This is a genomic window from Nocardia sp. FBN12 (assembly GCF_054031145.1).
Window position 1 is genome coordinate 2238658 of the sequence record NZ_CM132926.1, and the last position, 17354, is coordinate 2256011.

A 17354-nucleotide genomic window follows, 5' to 3' on the forward strand; every position below is an offset into this window, starting at 1 on the left:
GTTTGTCCGGAATCGGAGACAGTCTTAACACAATTATTTATGGCGTTAAGGATTGATCGCACAGAGAGGGAGGGCCGGTCATGGTTGCATCCGCAGCGGACGTCGCGACGACGCGACGGGCGGGTCCACTCGCTTTCGTCACCACGGTCTTCGCCTTCACGGTCGTCATGATGGGCACCACGCTGCCCACCCCGCTGTACGCGCTCTATGCCGAGCACATGGGCTTCGACGTGCTCACCACCACGACCATCTTCGCGGCCTACGCACTGGGCGTCGTCGCCGCGCTGATCCTGTTCGGCCGCTGGTCCGACCAATTCGGCCGCCGCCCACTACTTCTCGCGGGCATCGCTTTCTCCGCTGTCGGCGCGGTGGTGTTCTTGACCGCGGGACCGGTCTGGCAGCTGATGGGCGCACGACTGCTGTCGGGTATTTCGGCAGGCATCTACGCGGGCGCTGCCACCGCTGCAGTCATCGACACGGCTCCGGTTTCGTGGCGCCACCGCGCCGCGGCGGTGGCCACTGCGTCGAATATCGGTGGGCTCGGGCTCGGGGTCCTGGCCGGCGGTCTGATCGCGGAGTACGGTTCGGCGCCGCTGCGCAGCCCCTTCATCATCGACTTGATCCTGCTGACAGCGGCCGCCGTCGGGGTGTGGTTCATCGCCGAACCGGTCGAGGTGACTTGTCGGGCCCGCCCGAGAATGCAGAAGCCGGTGGTGCCTGCCGAAGCGCGTGCCACTTTCGCCCGTGCGGCGCTGGCGGCAGGGGCGGGCTTCGCGGTCATGGGATCGTTCAGCGCCATCGCCCCGTCGTTCCTGGCCCATGTCATCGGCATCGACAACCACGCGATCACCGCGCTCGTGATCGCCACCCTGTTCCTGTGTTCGGCCTCGGCGCAGATCATCGGGCGTGGGATGTCGACGCCGGTCGCGATCGTCATCGGCTGCGCACTGCTCGCGGTGGGTGGGCTGGTTCTCATCGCCGCACTGGCCGCCCAAGCGTTCGCGCTCATGGTCATGGGTGCGGCGTTCTGCGGCATCGGTCAGGGCTTGTCGTTCAGTAAAGGCATCGCCGCCCTGCTCGCTGCCGTCTCGGAGACCCGACGCGCGGAAGTGGTCTCGGCCTACTTCGTCGTCGCCTACCTCGCGACCTCGATTCCGGTGATCGGACAAGGTCTCGCCGCGAATCACTGGGGATTGCGCACGGCGGGCACGACCTTGGATGGAGCCATTGTTGTGGTGGCGGTTCTGGCGCTGGGTTACCACCGTCATTGCCGCGCGGCGCGTGCCGGAGAAATAATCTCCCGGCCATCGAGGGGTCGGGCCCGCCGCTGCCGGGTGCCCGGCCCACCGATATCGGTGGGCCGGGCATCGGTCCGTGCGGTTCTCGGTGTCAGGCGGTCGCCGCAACCGGGGCTGCGGCGATCATCCAGTTGCTGAACTCGTCGGCCAGGTGCCATTGGTGCTGGTGGATGAGCCGGTCGGGCAGATTGCCCGGGAACTGCACTGTCAGTAGGGCTTCGAGAGTGCCGTCGCGGTCGCGGAATTGGTGGCGGACGCCGCCGATGACCAGGCCGTCGTCGAGCAGAGCTTGGCCCGCGATCTGGATGGGGTAGTCGGGATCGACGGGAACGGTCAGCGCTTCGGTTCTGGTGTAGTCGACGAGGAACCGCGACGCCGTGGGCGAGCCGCCGGTCGTTTCGACGACTTCTTGACGGCCGTCGGGCAGGCCGCGCAACAGGTAGTGGTCCGGGGTGGCGGCCACCATGTCGACCTCGGCGTCGGTGATGGTCAGGTCGTTGAACCAGTCCGCGAATCGCTGCGCGGAGTAGTGGGGGACTTCGAGTCGGGTGACCGAGTACTTGGCTCGACCTCGGCTGGTGGCGACACCGATTCGCGCCATTCGGTCCGAGATTGCCAGATCGCGCTTGAGCATGGCGTAGATCCCCGCGTGCCCCAGCTCGGTCTTCATAGCGATGAGGGCTTCGCGTTGGACGTCGAGGGGCGCGTCGAGTGCCCTGCCGATCGTGAAATCGGGCAGGAGTTCGGCTACTCCGCGTCGCCCCAGGCGTGCGGCGAACCTCTTCAGCACCGCTTCGGCGCGCCGCGCTTCCCAGGCGCGCACCTGCTGGCGAGTGACGCCCTCCTCGCCGAGGAATGTTCGGATTTCGATGGGATCGTCCACAGCGACTACCTCTCATTAAAGCTACTGAAACTTGCGTTAAGACTGCCTTCCTGTGGCTGGAAACGCAAGTTCGTATTGCGTTAATTATGCGCCGACCGTTGACAAGGTGACGACGGTAACGGAAGCTGTGTTATCGCAAGTTGATCTAGCTTTAAACTGAAGGGAATTGGTCAATGCTGACCAGAAGAAGCTTCATCGTCCGTACGGCCGGCGTGACGGCCGCCACCGCGGCGGTTGCCTACGCGGGTGCGGGAACCACTTTCGCCACCCCTGGTCCGTCGGCCGCCGGATTGCGGACATACATCGACGGTCGCCTGGTCGACCAGGGCAAGGTCGTCGAGTGGGAACGGCGTCGACTGTCGGTCGCCGCGGCGCGGCTGCGCAAGGACTATGTCGGCCTGCTGACCGGTGAGCTCGACTCACTGCTCGCCCGCTTCGCGATCGACGTCGACGACATCCCCGCCGCTCGAGCGGTGCTGGCACGGGCTCGGGTGCTGATCGGCTCCACCGGATTGCGTGAGCTGCTTGCCGGTGAGCTCGTCGCCTCCGAGGCCGCCACCCGCGCAACGCTCGCGGCCTCGGGTGGACGCTGGGCCGTGTCGACCGTCGAGATCGCCAGCGATCGCGGCACCGCGCAGGGCTTCATCGACACGTTCGACCGGGCGCGGGTGGGCAATGATCAGGCGTTCTGGACCGACGCGTGCCCGGACCACTACATCATCGCCACCATGCCCGATGGGCGACAGGAGGTCGTCGAGGTGACCGGTGGAGCCATGCTCGCCAGCCGGTTCCTCGTCGAGTACACCGACCCGGCGAAGGTGGTGGTCGCCGCGGACCCGTCCTACCCGTTCGCGGTCGCCGGCGCGGCCAAGCTCGCCGACGGTGAACTGATCGGCGGGGTCTGCCATCAGTTCCGTGACGAGCCCGGCGGTGGGTTCCGCAGTCAGCTGAAAGTCGCGTTTCCCGCGGCGGTGCCCGGCTTGTACATCAGCGAGCACCAGTGGCATCTCGCGACCGAGTTCGGCAACTGGATCGAGGCATATCTGCGCTGACCCCGGGTGGGGCAGGACGCGTCGGTCCCATCGGTCGGTATTGGGCGTACGGCGTGGCCGTCGAGTAGAACTGGACCATGGATCAGAGTGGACTCGATGCCGACGACAAACAGTCGGTGACACCCCCGGCTCCGCGTAAGCGGACCGGGGGACGCTCGGCGCGGGTGCGTGACGCTGTTCTGACCGCGACCCTGGAGCAGGTCACCGAGCACGGGATCGAGGGTTTGACCATCGGTGATGTCGCGGCCCGCGCCGGTGTCGCCGAGACGACGATCTATCGCCGCTGGGGCACCCGGACCGCGTTGATCGCCGAGGCTGTCACCGAGCTCGCCGCCGTCGGGAATCCCGCGCCGGACACCGGCAACTTGCGATCGGATCTGGCGGTGCTGGCCGGACAGGTTTCCGACCTGATCTCGCGCCCGGGGATGGCGCGGCTGGTGGGCACCACCGTGGCTCTGTCGTCCGATCCGGAAGTCGACGCCGCGCGCCGCAAATTCTGGAACGATCGCTTCGAGCGGAGCTCCCAGGTGATCACGAACGCGGTGGCGCGCGGTGAACTCCCGGCATCGGTCAATCCGCGCGCTGTGCTCGAAACCCTTTCCGCACCACTATATTTCAGGCTACTGGTCGGAGAACAGGCGATCGATGACGTGTTCATCGCACGCTGCATCGACGACACACTCGCCCTCCACGGCGAACGGGCCTGAGGAGACCACGCTTCGCAAACGGGCCAGGTCGGTGTGAGGCCCGCACCCCCCTTCGGCACGGGCTTCACACCGGATCTCATCGGGCGGAAGCGGTCGCGAGCGCGACTGTGAAATCTGCTCCGGTGGCCGCGCGAACGTCGGATTCGCTGACGCCCGGCGCCATTTCGACGAGTGTCAGCCCGTCGGGGCCGATGTCGAGCACGGCCATCTCGGTGATGATCCGGTGCACGCAACCCAACCCGGTCAGTGGCAGGGTGCACTGCTCGACGATCTTGGGTTCGCCGCTGCGGGAACGGTGTTCCATCATCACGATGACACGTTTCGCGCCGTGGACCAGGTCCATCGCGCCACCCATGCCCTTGACCATCTTGCCCGGAATCATCCAGTTCGCCAGGTCGCCGTGGGCGCTGACCTGCATCGCGCCCAGCACGGCGACATCGACGCAGCCGCCGCGGATCATCCCGAAGGACTGCGACGAGTCGAAATAGGAGGCGCCGGGCAGAACGGTGATCGTCTCCTTGCCCGCGTTGATCAGCTCGGGATCGACTTCGTCCTCGGTCGGGTAGGGCCCCACGCCGAGTACGCCGTTCTCCGAATGCAGGACGACCGTGACGTCGTCGGGCAGATAGTTGGGTACCAACGTCGGCATCCCGATGCCGAGGTTGACGTACTGGCCGTCACTGAGTTCGGCGGCCACCCGCACTGCCAACTCCTGGCGTGTCCACGTCATGGCCGCACCGTCCTGTTCTCGATTCCGACCTCGACTGTGCCCACGTGCACCACGCGCTGTACGTGGATGCCGGGGGTGTGCACTTCGTCTGGATCCAGCTCGCCCGGTTCCACCAGATGCTCGACCTGGGCGATGGTGATTCGGCCCGCTGTGGCGGCCGGGGGATTGAAGTTGCGCGCGCTGCGGCGGTAGACGAGGTTGCCGTGGCGGTCGCCCTTCCAGGCGTGCACCAGCGCGAAATCGGTGACGATCGCGTGTTCGAGCACGTAGGGCACCCCGCCGAAGACGCGCGTCTCCTTCGGGGGACTGGCCAGCGCGATCCCGCCGTCGCCGTCGTAGCGCAGCGGCAGGCCGCCGTCGGCGACCTGTGTGCCGACGCCCGCAGGGGTGAAGAACGCCGGAATGCCCGCACCGCCCGCCCGCATCCGTTCGGCCAGGGTGCCCTGCGGCGTCAGTTCCACTTCGAGTTCGCCGGCGAGGAACTGACGCGCGAACTCCGCGTTCGATCCGACGTAGGAGCTGGTCGTGCGGCGGATCCGGTGAGCCTCGAGGAGCACGCCCAATCCGACACCCGCGGTGCCGCAGTTGTTGCTCACGACCTCGAGATCGGTGGCGCCGTGGGCGAGTACGGCGTCGATGAGTACCTGCGGCACGCCGACCAAGCCGAATCCGCCGACCGCGAACGACGCGCCGTCCTGAATATCGGCGACGGCCTCGGTGGCCGTCGCAATGACTTTGTCCATCACGCCAGCGATGCTAGCCGAGATGTTCGCAATGCGCACCCTCGTTCGTATGACGAACACTTGCGTAGGCTGGAGCTGTGGACGTAGCGTGTTCGCAATACGGACTTGTGTTCACATCATGAACACGCGTTCTTCGTGCATGCCGAGCCTCGTGCCTGGCCGTCGCGACGTAGCCTCGGGCCCGGCTCGGTGCACCGACGTTCGCCGCGGGGTGGACGCCATCGGGCCCAGTGGGAGAAGGAGTTACCGCAGCCATGACAGAACCGTCGTCGGATTACGTGCAGTCCCTCGCGCGCGGCCTCGCCGTCATTCGGGCCTTCGATGGCCGACATCCGCGGCGCACCCTCAGCGAGGTCGCCCAGGCCACCGACCTGACCCGGGCCACCGCCCGGCGTTTCCTGCTCACCCTGGTCGAGCTCGGCTATGTGCGCTCGGATGGAAACCAGTTCTGGCTCACGCCGCGCGTGCTCGAGCTCGGGTACAGCTTCTTGTCCAGCCTGAGCCTGCCCGATCTGGCGGGCCCGCACCTCGAGGCGCTGGCCGAGAAGGTTCGTGAGTCGACCTCGGTGTCGATCCTGGACGGCACCGACATCGTCTACGTGGCCCGTGTCCCCGTCAGCCGGATCATGACCGTGTCGATCAACATCGGGACCCGTTTCCCCGCCTACGCCACCTCGATGGGCCGGGTTCTGCTCGCCGACCTCGACGCCGACGCGCTGGAGAATTATCTGGCCGCGATCGAGCTGACGCCCCTCACCGACACGACGGTCACTACGAAACGACAACTGCGCTCGGAGCTGGCCCAGGTCCGCGCGGACGGCTACTGCGTCGTCGACCAGGAACTCGAGCACGGTCTGCGGTCGATGGCGGCGCCGGTGCGCGACCAGCACGGCGTGGTCGTCGCCGCGGTGAACATCTCCACCCAGGCCGCCCGTTACACGCTGCGCGAGGTCCGCGACTCCCTGGTTCCCGCCCTGCTCGAGACCGGTGCCGCGATCGAGCACGACCTCACCCGGATCCGATCCACCACCTGACACCTACGAGGAAGAGCTATGCCCGAAGCTGTTATCTGCGAACCACTGCGAACCCCGGTCGGACGATTCGGCGGGGTGTTCAAAGACATCGCACCGCAAGACCTCGCCGCGGCCGTGATCACCGAACTGATCACCCGCACCGGACTCGACTCCACGACCGTCGACGACGTCATCCTCGGCCAGTCCTCGCCCAACGGCGAGGCGCCCGCGATCGGCCGCATCGCCGCGCTGGACGCCGGCCTCGGCATCGGCGTGCCCGGCATCCAGGTGGACCGGCGCTGCGGGTCCGGTCTGCAGGCAGTGTTGCAAGCCTGCATGCAGGTGCAATCCGGCGGCAGTGATCTCGTCCTGGCGGGCGGCGTGGAGTCCATGAGCCGCACCGAGTTCTACGCCACCGACATCCGCTGGGGCATCCGTGGTGACGGGCCGGTGTTGCACGACCGCCTCGCGCGTGCGCGAATCACCGCCGGTGGCAAGAACTTTCCGGTCGACGGCGGCATGATCGAAACTGCGGAGAACCTGCGAGCGCAGTTCGCGATCAGCCGCGCGGACCAGGACGCGCTCGCAGTGCAGTCGCACCAGCGTGCAATCGCCGCGCAACGTGATGGCCGCTTCGAAGCGGAGCTGGTGAGTGTCGCTGTGCCGCAACGCAAGCGGGAGCCACTGCTGGTGCGCACCGATGAGCATCCACGAGCCGATACCGACCTGGACACGCTGGGCAAGCTGCGCCCGATCCGTCTCGGTATCGATCCCGAATCCACGGTGACCGCCGGAAATTCCAGCGGTCAGAACGACGGCGCGGCTATCTGTATCGTGACGACACCGCAGCGTGCACAAGCACTCGGGCTGCGCCCCATGGCTCGACTGGCGTCGTGGGCGGTCGCGGGCGTACCGCCGTCCACCATGGGCATCGGACCGGTACCGGCGACCGAGAAAGCGCTCGCGCGACTGGATCTCACACTCGACGACCTGGACGTGATCGAACTCAACGAGGCCTTCGCCGCCCAGACGCTGGCCGTGCTGCGGACCTGGAAGATCGAACCCGACGACCCGCGCGTCAACCCCAACGGCTCGGGAATCTCCCTCGGTCACCCGGTCGGCGCCACCGGCGCCAGAATCCTGGCCACCCTGCTGCACGAACTGACCCGCCGCGAAGGCCGCTACGGCCTCGAAACGATGTGTATCGGCGGCGGCCAGGGGCTGGCGGCCGTTTTCGAACGCCTCTGATCCACCCGGGACCCGGTCGCGACTACCTGTCGCGGCCGGGTTTGACCGCGGGTGGTCGTACGGCGGTGGCGCCGAGTAGATCCAGTGCGTCGACCGCGTTCGTCACGCGCAGGGGTGATGCGGTGTCGGACTCGCCGAGCTGTGCGGCGACCCATGCCCGGGTGGGGCCGGATTCGTGGCGGCCCGCGACGAACCACACGCCGCGCGCGGGTTCGCTCGACTGGTTGACGTACATATGTGGCCGGGTGGAGTCGAAGCACAGCGAGTCGCCCGCGCCGATGATGTACCTGTCGAAGTCGAGCAGCAGCGTCAACTCCCCGGAGAAAAGATAGGCGTACTCGGTCCCGGAGTGGCGCATCGGCATTCGGTCCACCGAGCTCGCGGCGCCCGGCTCGTAGGTGACCAGCAGGGCGTCGACGCCTGCGTGCGGGTCGACCGCGAGCTTTTCCCACCGGACCCCGTTGGCCATTTCCAGCACCGGGTTGTCCGCGGCGCGTTGAACCACTCCGGAGGACCGGCTCGTGCCCGAGTGCCCGGCCGGTTCGGCGGTGGACTCGGCGCGGCCGTACCGCAGGCCCAGAAGATCATCGAGGGAGACCTCGAGATGGTTGACCAGGGCGTAGAGGGTGCTCACCGACGGCTGGGACTTGTTGTTCTCGATCTGTGAGAGCTGGCTGGCGGAGATGCCCGCCGCGGCCGCCAACCCGCGCAGACTCGAACCCCGATCCAGACGCGCCTGCTTCAACGCCGGCCCGATCCTGTCCTGCATCAGCGCACCTCTGTCTACTCGCCGAAACAAAATCAACTATCAGTGAACACTACGGGTTCATTATGAGTGAACACTACCTGCGGCGCATCGTTAACCGTGGTAGCCCGTCCCGACGTGCCGTTTTCGAGCGGGCTTCTGCGCCTGAGGTGCCTCTTCTCGGCGATTCGAATACCGCTGGTGAGCCTCGCTAGATGTGGTGACCGTTGTTCCGTGGTTGACATCACTCTCTATATGTTTAATGATACTGAACACATTCGCGGTGGCTTCAGCCCCGTTCCCCGTCATCGACGACGAAGGAGACTCGTGTCTTTCCCGATTGCGCGACTTCGGTCGACCTGCTTTTCTCCGCCTCTCACCACCGCTCACCGATTCGCGGCGACAGCCTGCGTAGCGGGGGAGGGGCCGTGCTGATCGGATTCGCGGGCCTGGGCCGAATGGGCAGGCCGATGGCCGCCCACCTGGCCGCGGCAGGACATACCGTTCTCGCCTATGACCCCCATGTCGAGCAAGCGCCCGAAGGGGTCGGCCCCGTCGACTTCCCCGATGCGCTGGCCGCCGCCGCGTTGACGATCAGCATGCTGCCCGATGGTGAATCCACCCGCGACCTGGTGATCGAGGGTCTGCGCACCGTCGCGCCCGGCCACTTGCACATCGTGATGGGTACCGTCGGCCCGGAGGTCGTCCGCGAACTCGCCGACCTACCGCACCTCGCGGTGATTGATGCCCCGGTGTCGGGCAGTGTGTCGATGGCCGAAACCGCAGCTATCACCACGATGGTCGGCGCCACGCCCGAACAGTTCGAGCGGGCGCAGCCGGTCCTGGCCGCGATGACCACCGCCCAGTTCCACGCAGGACCCGTCGGCTCGGGGTCCACGGCCAAACTCGCGGTGAACGCCGTCCTGGCCGGGCTGAGTCAGGCTGTCGCGGAAGGACTTCTGCTCGCCGAAGCCGGTGCCCTCGACCCGGATACGTTCTACGACATCCTGCGCAACAGCGCGGCGGGCGCACCCTATGTCGGCTACAAGCAGCAGGCCTACCTCGCGCCGGAGTCGACCCCGGTCGCGGCGCCGGTATCGCTGATCCGCAAGGACCTCGGCCTTGCTCTCGCGCTGGCCCACCGCCACCGGCTGATCCTGCCCGGATCCGAAGCCGCGTTCGCCGTCCTCGACGACGCCGTGGCCACCGGGCTGGGTCAGGCCGACATGGCCGAAGTCCTCACCGTCTTGCGCCGCCGTAACGGCGTGATGTTGCGCGAAACCCTTTCCACCGCACCACAGACAGGAGCCCTCTCATGACCAGCGACACCCTCGCTACGGCCGAGATCGAAACGACCATCCGCTCGCTCGAGGACGCACGCTACGCCGCGGTGGTCGCAGGCGATGTCGACGGCTTCGCCGCGTTCGCGCACCCCGAGTTGCTCTACACGCACTCCAACGCCGTGGTCGATACCCTCGACAGCTACCTGGAGAAACTGCGCACCGGCTTCTACATCTACCACCAGATCGAGCACCCCGTGCACCGGATCGTCGTCGTCGGCGACACCGTGCTGGTCTCCGGTGAAATGCGCGCCGACATCACCGCTGGTGGGGTGCGCAAACAACTCGCCAACAGCGCGCTCGCGGTCTGGGTGCGCGACGGCGATCGGTGGCTGCTGCTGGGCTACGGACCTACGGTCATCCCGGGAGCGATCTGATGACACAGTTCACCTACGACGGCCTGCCGGGCCGGGTCGTCTTCGGCGCCGGCGCCGCGCGCACCAAGTTGCTCACCGAGCTCGACCTGCTAGGCGCGCGCCGCGTGTTGCTCATCGCCACCGATGCCGAGAACAGCACCGCGACACAGCTGTGCGCACCGTTCGCCGATCGGGTGGTCGCAACCTTCTCCGAGGTCCGTCCCCATGTGCCCGCCGAGGTCGCCGAGCTCGCCCGCAAGGTCGCACTCGATGCCGACGCCGATGTAGTGCTGTCGGTGGGCGGCGGCTCGACGACGGGAACGGCCAAGATCGTCGCCCTGACCACCGGTCTGCCGGTCCTCGCTGTGCCGACGACTTATGCCGGCTCCGAAGTCACCCCGGTGTGGGGTCTGACCGAGCGCGGGCGCAAGACCACCGGGACCGATCGACGGGTACTGCCCAAGACCGTCGTCTACGACCCGGAGCTGACCCTTACTCTGCCGGTGGAACTCTCGGTCGCCAGCGGACTCAATGCAGTAGCGCACTGTGTCGAAGCCTTCTGGGCACCACGGCGAAGCCCGGTGTCCAGCGCGGTCGCCGAAGACGGCATCCGTCACTTGGTCAACGGGCTGACCACCATCGCGGCCACCCCGACCGGCCTGGCCAGCCGCGGTGAACTGCTGCTCGGCGCCTACCTGGCCGGATCGGCGTTCGCCATCGCCGGATCCGGTCTGCACCACAAGATCTGCCACGTCCTCGGCGGAGCGTTCGACCTTCCCCACGCCCATACACACGCCATCGTGCTGCCCTACGTACTGGCCTACAACGCACCCAACGCGAGCGAGGCCACCGACCGGATCGGCCGCGCACTCGGGCGAGTCGACATCGTCGACGGCCTGCGTGAACTCGGTGGTGCGGTCGGCGTCCCCGCGGGGCTGCGTGAGCTCGGCATGGACGAGTCCGGTATCGACGACGTGATCGACGACATCCTGGCGATCGCCCCGGCCGACAACCCGACCCGAGTCACCGCGGAAGGGCTTCGCGCGATCTTGCACGGTGCATGGGCAGGATCGCACCCCGTAGGGCCGACGGCATGACCGGCGACCCGGCTACCGCCGTCGACAAGGAACAGGCCGTCACCGAGGAGGTGCTGGCCAGCTTCGACGCCACGCCCGATCCTCGGCTTCGCGAGGTGATGCACAGTCTCGTGCGGCACCTGCACTCTTTCGCCCGCGACGTCCGGCTCACCGAACACGAGTGGGAGTCGGCGATCGAATTCCTCACTCGCGCAGGGCATATCACCGACAATCGGCGTCAGGAATTCATTCTGCTCTCCGATGTGCTCGGCCTGTCCATGCTCACGGTGGCCATCAACGAACCCGCCGAGCCCGGCGCTACCGAGTCGACGGTGTTCGGTCCGTTCTTCGTCGATTCCGCACCGGAGATTCCGCTCGGAGGCGATATCGCCCGGGGCGCGAAAGGTCTGCCCTGCTACGTCTCGGGCCAGGTTCGCACTAGCGGTGGCGAGCCGATCGCGGGGGCACGGATCGAGGTGTGGGAAGCCGACTCCGACGGTTTCTACGACGTCCAGTACACCGACGACCGCTCGGCCGGTCGCGGCTGGCTGCGCTCGGGCGCGAACGGCGAGTACCGATTCTGGTCGGTGCTGCCCGCGCCGTATCCGATTCCCCACGACGGCCCGGTCGGCGACCTGCTGACCGCGACCGCCCGCGGCCCGATGCGCCCCGCGCATCTGCACTACATGGTCACCGCGCCGGATTTCCGGCCCCTGATCACCCATATCTTCGTCGCGGGCGACCCCTACCTCGACTGCGACGCGGTGTTCGGAGTGAAGGAGAACCTCGTCGTCGAGGCCGTCCACCACACCGACACCACCGCTCCCGACGGGACGCACCCGCAGGACGGCTGGACGAGCATCACGTTCGACCTGGTGCTGGCCACCCACGACGGCCGCTAGCGCCCCCGTCACACACACGACCGGACCCGTCGAGGTCCGGATCGAACGGCACCGCCATGCCTTTCGCCGGAACTACGCACCGGCAGGCGATTGCTCGGTGCCGGTTCCACCTGTGCAGCGAACACCCGTTCCCTGCAATTCGAAGATCACTGCTGCCCGGGCACGACCCCCAGCAGCTCACACTGGAGGTACAACGATGCGACGTACACGTTGGATCGTGCTCGGCGGGTGTTTCCTCGCCTACCTGTTCGACGCCCTGGAAATCGTCCTACTCTCCATGGCGCTACCGTCCATCCGTAAGGACTTGGGCATCACGATCACCCAGGGCGGCCTGCTGGCTACCGCCACCCTGGTCGGCATCGGTGTCAGCAGCGTCCTCGGTGGCTATGTGGCCGACAACTTCGGGCGTAAAAAGGCACTGCTCGCCGCGCTGAGCATCTTCGGCATCTTCACTGCCGCCATCTACGTGGTCCCGAGCTACGAGGTCTTCCTGCTGCTGCGGTTCCTCGCCGGTATCGGGCTCGGCGCAGTCTGGAGCGTGGTCTCGGCCTACGTGGTCGAGACGTGGCCCGAAAAGCATCGTGGTCGCGCAGCCGCGTTCGTGATCAGCGCTTTCCCCGCCGGCGGTGCGATGGCAGCCACGATCTCGGGCTGGTTCCTGCCGGATTGGCGACTGATGTTCCTGGTGTCGGGCTGCGCGGTAGTGCTGCCGATCGCCATCGTCGCGATCTTCTTCTCCGAATCCGCCACCTGGGCAGCTCAGAAGGCCGACAACGCCGACGATGTCGTCTCCGTGCGTGATGTGCTGGGCTCCTCGCTGCGCCGGCGCACCCTACTGGGCACCCTCATGGCGGCGCTCGCGCTGTTCGGCTACTGGGGTGCGATGACCTGGCTGCCGACCTACCTCACCACCGAGCGTGGGCTGCCGTCGACCTCGGTCGCGCTGTTCATCACGATGCTGAATCTGGGAATGTTCTTCGGCTACAACGGTTTCGGCTACCTCGCCGATCACATCGGCCGTCACCGGACGATCATCATCACCTTGCTCGGCGTCACGCTGACACTGCCGATCTACGCACTCACCACCCAGGAGACCGCCCTGCTGTGGATGGGACCGCTGTTCGGCGCGTTCACCGCCTTCTTCGGCCTGTTCGGCTCCTATCTCGGGGAACTGTTCCCGACCAGGGCCCGCGCGACCGGCGCCGGGTTCTGCTTCAACGTCGGTCGCGGTGTCTCGGCGCTGGCGCCGTTCGCTCTGGCCGGACTGGCGGCGAGCATCGGATTCCAGGGCGGCCTCATCGTGTGCGCGGGATTCTTCGGCCTCGCCGCAGTGGTGGCATTGCTCCTGCCCCGCGGCAGCACTGTCACTGATGACGTTGTCGCCCAACCGGTTACCGACCCACGTGACGGAGAACCCGTCAAGGTGTGACAACCGATGGTCTGGGTCGCTCATGGCGACCCAGACCATCTGCCGGCCTTCGAACCCTATCCACCATCTCGACGAGGAAGACACTGCTGTGCCATCGACGATGCAAGCTGCCGTCTACTACGGCCCCCGCGATATCCGACTCGAAGAAGTCGACATCCCCGCTCCGGGCACCGGGGAAACACTCCTGCGGGTGCTGCGCTCGGGAATCTGCGGGACCGACGCCTCCGAGTGGACCGCCGGACCGAAAACCTTTCCCGTGCAACGCCGCCACCCTCACAGCGGGCACCTCGGCCCGATCATCCCCGGCCACGAATTCGTCGGCGAGATCGTCGAAGCCGACCCGGGTTCCGGCCTCACCGAGGGCAGCCTGGTCGCCAGTGGTGCCGGTGTCTGGTGCGGTAAGTGCCGACGATGTGGCGAAGGCCGAACCAACCAGTGCACGCAGTACCGGACCCTCGGGCTGAACCTCCACGGCGGGATGGCCGAATTCGTCGCGGTCCCGACGAAGACACTATGTCCGTTGCCCACCGGGTTGCCCCTGGACCACGCCGGACTCGCCCAACCGCTGTCTGTCGGCATCCACGCGGCTCGCCGGTCCGGTGCGCGCGAGGGCGACAACGTCGTCATCATCGGTGCCGGTGCGATCGGCTCGTTCGTCCTCGCCGGTCTGCGATACCTCGGCGAGTTCGACATCACAGTCATCGACTTTCCCGGCAGCCGCCTTGACCGCGCGCAACGTCTGGGCACCGATCGCACCCTCACTCCGTCGGAGTCCATCGCCGCCGATCTCGCCGATGCACTAAACGGCCGCAAACCCGACGTCGTGATCGAGGCAAGCGGGGCCCCCGGACAGCTGGCGACGGCACTCGAGATGGTCGTCGACGGCGGCCGTATCCAAGCCGTCGGCATTCCCAAGGACAAGCCCGCCCTCGACATGCATTCGATGATCTTCCGTGAGATCACCCTCGACACGACGCTGGCCCACGTCTGCGACACCGACCTCCCCGCCGCGCTGCATATCCTCGCGGCAGACTCACTGCTCGGCACCGAATTCGCCGAGACTCCGGTAGGACTGGCACATCTGGGCGCGTCACTCGATCGGCTCGCCGCAGGGCAGGTGGAAGGCAAGATCCTTATCGATCCTGGCGCATGACTGGTTCGGGATTGTCAGCGCCCGTATCCGTCTGGCCTGGTTCCGGATAACTGTTCTTCTCCGGAGTCTCACCAAAGAAAGATGTGTCAGCCCACTCTCGCGCTCCGGAACAGTCGGCGGGCGGGCGGAGGCTGGGTCGATGCCGGTGTCAGTCGGCAGCGGCAACCGAGAGATCGAGAACCGAGCAGCAGTGAGAGGTAATGCCAATAAGAGGCTGACGACGGCGAACCTGTCGGTGGGGCTGGGCATACTGCCTGGCATGGGCTCGATGAACGAGATCGAACAACCGCACGACGTGCTAGTCGCGGTCGAACCGGTGCTGTCCGAGCAGGAATTGGACCGAGTCCGCCGCAACGTCATTGCCGCAAAAGCACCCAACACACGTCGCGCCTACAGCCAGGACTGGCGACGCTTCGAATCATGGTGCGGCTCTGCAGGCCGGCAGGCGGTCCCAGCCCACCCGTTGACTGTCTCGGCCTATCTCACCGAAGCCGCCGATGCCCTCGATTCCCAAGGCCACCACACCTATTCGGCCGATACACTGGGACGATGGGCTGCTGCCATCGCCTATCGGCACCGCGCCGCCGGCCTCCCTTCTCCCTGCAGCGCATCCGTGGTCTCGGAAGCTCTCGCCGGGATCCGCCGTGACACCACGCGCCGAAGACGTCGCGCACGCCGTGCGGCTCCCTTGCTGACCGGCGACATTCGTGATCTGGTCGCCGTGCCTCGCGTTGATACCACCACCGTTGCCCGCCGCCTCGCCGCACTTCGTGACCCGGCCCTGATCCTGTTGGCGTTCCCCGGTGCTTTGCGGGCCTCTGAACTGTGCCAGCGTCGGGCCGTTGATATCCGGCAACACCGGCTTGACGGTCTCCACATCGTGATCGAGCAGAGCAAGGGCGACCAAGAAAGCGCGGTCACCGTCCCAGTACCGCGTGCGAGCGACCCGGCGGTGTGCCCGCCATGTGCGTGGGTACGGTGGCGTGCCGTTCTGACAGCCCAGAGCAGCGGCGGTCGCGGCGCCGTCAAACTACACCTGGACCGAGACAATCCCGCTGATCCATTCGACCACCACATCTGTCGCGGCGAACTCACCGAGTTGCCGCAGCAAATGCCCGCGTTTTGCAGCATCGACCGGCACGGCAATCTCTCGACAGGACGAGCGCTGGGTGCTGAGTCTCTCGGCGACATCCTGCGCCGACACCTACGCGCCCTCGGCTACACCACCGCCGAGATCAAGACCTTCAGCGGACACAGCCTGCGCGCGGGATTCGTGACGGATTCGATCCGAGCCGGTGCGACCGAACGACAGATCATGCGCCAAACCCGCCATAAATCCGAAGCGATGGTCCGCCGCTACCAACGCGAGGATGCGCCTCTGGCCGACAACGCCGTCACCCTGCTGCCGCTGCTATGACCTGGCAGATCGCGGCACGGTATCGCTACGATTGGGCCCGGTTCACCGACTGGGCACGCTCTCGCGGTGAGACGTTCCTACCGGCTGGCCCGCTGGTGATCCTGGACTACCTGATCAGCCACCCCGCCGCGGACAGCACCCAGCGTGGACGCCTCGCCGCGATCAACCACGCACACACCACCTTCGGGTACCCTCCGCCAGGACGTGCCGCTGCACTGCGTGATGCGCTCACCGCAGCCCGCTACGACCGAACCGCTACGCTGAGGGCTCGGGTGCAGGAAGTGCTGCCGCTGCCGGAATGGGGCTGGCCCGAGGGGCTGTTCGGGCGCCGCGACGCGGCCATGCTCGTTCTCGCCGCCGCGGGTCTGCCGTACAAGACCATCGCCGAACTCCGTCTCAGCGATCTCGAATCTCACCCTGATCAGGTGATCATCGGCTCCGTACCGCTGGCGGTCCTGCACGCGACCGACAACGAGGACTCGTGTCCGGTGGCGGTGCTGCACCGATGGACCGCCGCTGTTCCGCTGCTGGTTCAGGCGCCCGCCACCATGGCAGCGGCTCGGGATTGGCTCACCACCGGAGCTCGCCAGCCCAGCACGCTCGACTCCACGCAGCTCGCGGTGCCGTTGCTGGTGTCCATCGACCGGGACGGCCGACCGCCGCTGCCGATGACGCACATGGCCGCTACCTCGGTCCGCAGTATCGTCCGAAACCACCTCTCGGGGCAAGTTCGGTCGCACCGGTCCCGAATACCAGACCGCGGCGATGCGCGTCCCGGCCGTTCCGAGCTTTCGTTGGTCCCTGACTCGCCGCTTCCAGACGTCCACGACCGCGGTGTGCAGGCACGCAAGAACGCAGTCACTCTGTTTGACGACCTCGACCTCGACAACGTGTATGACGAGGTGTCGCGCCGGTATGACGAGATCCTGAACCGACTCCACTGGACCTGAGACGAAGCGGCGATCCGTTGTTCCCGATGGAAGTCGACTACACCCGTCCAAATCGACTGACATTCCAGTGACGCAATCACTGACATCGAGTGACGTAGCGCCAGGTCATCCGCACTGACATGACATGACGCACGTCATGGGATGACAGCAAAAGCCCTCAGCTGCCTCCTCCTTGTGGCGCTGGACATGGACTAGGCGGGGGAGCGGTGCCTGTGGCATCCATACCAGGCCTTGCTGAAGACGGCGTTGCGCCGGACGCCGGAAGCGTCACTTCCGCAATACAAGTGGACGCCAACTACCTCCAGCTGGCTT

General features: G+C 66.6%; 17 protein-coding genes. 13 read left to right on the top strand and 4 right to left on the bottom strand.

Features of this window, described 5'->3' with window-relative positions:
• The first annotated feature begins 80 nt into the window (after positions 1-80).
• Positions 81-1436 (top strand): MFS transporter, encoded by a 1356-nt coding sequence (locus ACWZHB_RS10910; protein WP_427907818.1) that lies wholly within the window; start codon positions 81-83, stop codon positions 1434-1436.
• Here ACWZHB_RS10910 and ACWZHB_RS10915 read toward each other — a convergent pair.
• Positions 1390-2181 (bottom strand): hypothetical protein, encoded by a 792-nt coding sequence (locus ACWZHB_RS10915; RefSeq protein ID WP_378710900.1) that lies wholly within the window; start codon positions 2179-2181, stop codon positions 1390-1392. The genes ACWZHB_RS10910 and ACWZHB_RS10915 overlap by 47 nt on opposite strands.
• A gap of 173 nt (positions 2182-2354) precedes the next feature.
• Between ACWZHB_RS10915 and ACWZHB_RS10920 the strand changes: the two genes are divergently transcribed.
• On the top strand, positions 2355-3233 hold the full coding sequence (locus ACWZHB_RS10920; RefSeq protein WP_378710899.1) for a hypothetical protein: 879 nt from the start codon (positions 2355-2357) through the stop codon (positions 3231-3233).
• Positions 3234-3310: 77 nt separating this feature from the next.
• Positions 3311-3940 (top strand): TetR/AcrR family transcriptional regulator, encoded by a 630-nt coding sequence (locus ACWZHB_RS10925; protein ID WP_427907819.1) that lies wholly within the window; start codon positions 3311-3313, stop codon positions 3938-3940.
• A gap of 76 nt (positions 3941-4016) precedes the next feature.
• On the opposite strand, the gene ACWZHB_RS10930 is transcribed toward ACWZHB_RS10925, so the two are convergent.
• Both ACWZHB_RS10930 and ACWZHB_RS10935 read right to left on the bottom strand, forming a co-directional pair.
• Positions 4017-4670, bottom strand: coding sequence for a CoA transferase subunit B (locus ACWZHB_RS10930; protein WP_427907820.1), 654 nt, complete (start codon positions 4668-4670; stop codon positions 4017-4019).
• Positions 4667-5413, bottom strand: coding sequence for a CoA transferase subunit A (locus ACWZHB_RS10935; RefSeq protein ID WP_427909133.1), 747 nt, complete (start codon positions 5411-5413; stop codon positions 4667-4669). Before ACWZHB_RS10935 ends, ACWZHB_RS10930 begins: the two co-directional genes overlap by 4 nt.
• 254 nt (positions 5414-5667) lie before the next feature.
• Between ACWZHB_RS10935 and ACWZHB_RS10940 the strand changes: the two genes are divergently transcribed.
• Both ACWZHB_RS10940 and ACWZHB_RS10945 read left to right on the top strand, forming a co-directional pair.
• On the top strand, positions 5668-6447 hold the full coding sequence (locus tag ACWZHB_RS10940; RefSeq protein ID WP_378710897.1) for an IclR family transcriptional regulator domain-containing protein: 780 nt from the start codon (positions 5668-5670) through the stop codon (positions 6445-6447).
• Positions 6448-6465: 18 nt separating this feature from the next.
• Positions 6466-7674 carry an acetyl-CoA C-acetyltransferase gene (locus tag ACWZHB_RS10945; protein ID WP_427907821.1) on the top strand — a complete coding sequence of 403 codons (1209 nt, stop codon included), beginning with the start codon at positions 6466-6468 and terminating at the stop codon, positions 7672-7674.
• 22 nt (positions 7675-7696) lie between these two features.
• Here the strand turns inward: ACWZHB_RS10945 and ACWZHB_RS10950 are convergent, their stop codons facing one another.
• Complete coding sequence (locus ACWZHB_RS10950; RefSeq protein ID WP_427907822.1) at positions 7697-8443, bottom strand: cupin domain-containing protein; 747 nt, start codon at positions 8441-8443, stop codon at positions 7697-7699.
• A gap of 404 nt (positions 8444-8847) precedes the next feature.
• Between ACWZHB_RS10950 and ACWZHB_RS10955 the strand changes: the two genes are divergently transcribed.
• From ACWZHB_RS10955 to ACWZHB_RS10990, 8 genes are all read left to right on the top strand, one after another.
• A complete protein-coding gene (locus ACWZHB_RS10955; RefSeq protein WP_427907823.1) occupies positions 8848-9738 on the top strand; it encodes an NAD(P)-dependent oxidoreductase in 891 nt (296 codons plus the stop codon).
• Positions 9735-10136, top strand: a complete 402-nt coding sequence (locus tag ACWZHB_RS10960; RefSeq protein WP_427907824.1) for a nuclear transport factor 2 family protein — start codon at positions 9735-9737, stop codon at positions 10134-10136. Before ACWZHB_RS10955 ends, ACWZHB_RS10960 begins: the two co-directional genes overlap by 4 nt.
• Positions 10136-11212 carry a maleylacetate reductase gene (locus ACWZHB_RS10965; RefSeq protein ID WP_427907825.1) on the top strand — a complete coding sequence of 359 codons (1077 nt, stop codon included), beginning with the start codon at positions 10136-10138 and terminating at the stop codon, positions 11210-11212. Before ACWZHB_RS10960 ends, ACWZHB_RS10965 begins: the two co-directional genes overlap by 1 nt.
• The gene (locus ACWZHB_RS10970; RefSeq protein ID WP_427907826.1) at positions 11209-12093 is read left to right on the top strand and encodes an intradiol ring-cleavage dioxygenase; all 885 of its coding nucleotides are present in this window, start codon (positions 11209-11211) and stop codon (positions 12091-12093) included. Before ACWZHB_RS10965 ends, ACWZHB_RS10970 begins: the two co-directional genes overlap by 4 nt.
• A gap of 196 nt (positions 12094-12289) precedes the next feature.
• Positions 12290-13522, top strand: coding sequence for an MFS transporter (locus ACWZHB_RS10975; protein ID WP_378629248.1), 1233 nt, complete (start codon positions 12290-12292; stop codon positions 13520-13522).
• 88 nt (positions 13523-13610) lie between these two features.
• Positions 13611-14675, top strand: coding sequence for a zinc-dependent alcohol dehydrogenase (locus ACWZHB_RS10980; RefSeq protein ID WP_427907827.1), 1065 nt, complete (start codon positions 13611-13613; stop codon positions 14673-14675).
• Positions 14676-14814: 139 nt separating this feature from the next.
• A complete protein-coding gene (locus ACWZHB_RS10985) occupies positions 14815-16092 on the top strand; it encodes a site-specific integrase (protein ID WP_427907828.1) in 1278 nt (425 codons plus the stop codon).
• Complete coding sequence (locus tag ACWZHB_RS10990; protein WP_427907829.1) at positions 16089-17042, top strand: recombinase; 954 nt, start codon at positions 16089-16091, stop codon at positions 17040-17042. The genes ACWZHB_RS10985 and ACWZHB_RS10990 overlap by 4 nt, the downstream gene beginning before the upstream one ends.
• Positions 17043-17354 lie beyond the last annotated feature (312 nt).

What these genes read in the sequence shown, in the direction of transcription:
- ACWZHB_RS10910 (WP_427907818.1), top strand. Translation starts at nt 81, where the DNA reads ATGGTTGCATCCGCAGCGGACGTCGCGACGACGCGACGGGCGGGTCCA.
- ACWZHB_RS10920 (WP_378710899.1), top strand. Translation starts at nt 2,355, where the DNA reads ATGCTGACCAGAAGAAGCTTCATCGTCCGTACGGCCGGCGTGACGGCC.
- ACWZHB_RS10925 (WP_427907819.1), top strand. Translation starts at nt 3,311, where the DNA reads ATGGATCAGAGTGGACTCGATGCCGACGACAAACAGTCGGTGACACCC.
- ACWZHB_RS10930 (WP_427907820.1), bottom strand. Translation starts at nt 4,670, where the DNA reads ATGACGTGGACACGCCAGGAGTTGGCAGTGCGGGTGGCCGCCGAACTC.
- ACWZHB_RS10935 (WP_427909133.1), bottom strand. Translation starts at nt 5,413, where the DNA reads ATGGACAAAGTCATTGCGACGGCCACCGAGGCCGTCGCCGATATTCAG.
- ACWZHB_RS10940 (WP_378710897.1), top strand. Translation starts at nt 5,668, where the DNA reads ATGACAGAACCGTCGTCGGATTACGTGCAGTCCCTCGCGCGCGGCCTC.
- ACWZHB_RS10945 (WP_427907821.1), top strand. Translation starts at nt 6,466, where the DNA reads ATGCCCGAAGCTGTTATCTGCGAACCACTGCGAACCCCGGTCGGACGA.
- ACWZHB_RS10950 (WP_427907822.1), bottom strand. Translation starts at nt 8,443, where the DNA reads ATGCAGGACAGGATCGGGCCGGCGTTGAAGCAGGCGCGTCTGGATCGG.
- ACWZHB_RS10960 (WP_427907824.1), top strand. Translation starts at nt 9,735, where the DNA reads ATGACCAGCGACACCCTCGCTACGGCCGAGATCGAAACGACCATCCGC.
- ACWZHB_RS10965 (WP_427907825.1), top strand. Translation starts at nt 10,136, where the DNA reads ATGACACAGTTCACCTACGACGGCCTGCCGGGCCGGGTCGTCTTCGGC.
- ACWZHB_RS10970 (WP_427907826.1), top strand. Translation starts at nt 11,209, where the DNA reads ATGACCGGCGACCCGGCTACCGCCGTCGACAAGGAACAGGCCGTCACC.
- ACWZHB_RS10975 (WP_378629248.1), top strand. Translation starts at nt 12,290, where the DNA reads ATGCGACGTACACGTTGGATCGTGCTCGGCGGGTGTTTCCTCGCCTAC.
- ACWZHB_RS10985 (WP_427907828.1), top strand. Translation starts at nt 14,815, where the DNA reads ATGCCGGTGTCAGTCGGCAGCGGCAACCGAGAGATCGAGAACCGAGCA.
- ACWZHB_RS10990 (WP_427907829.1), top strand. Translation starts at nt 16,089, where the DNA reads ATGACCTGGCAGATCGCGGCACGGTATCGCTACGATTGGGCCCGGTTC.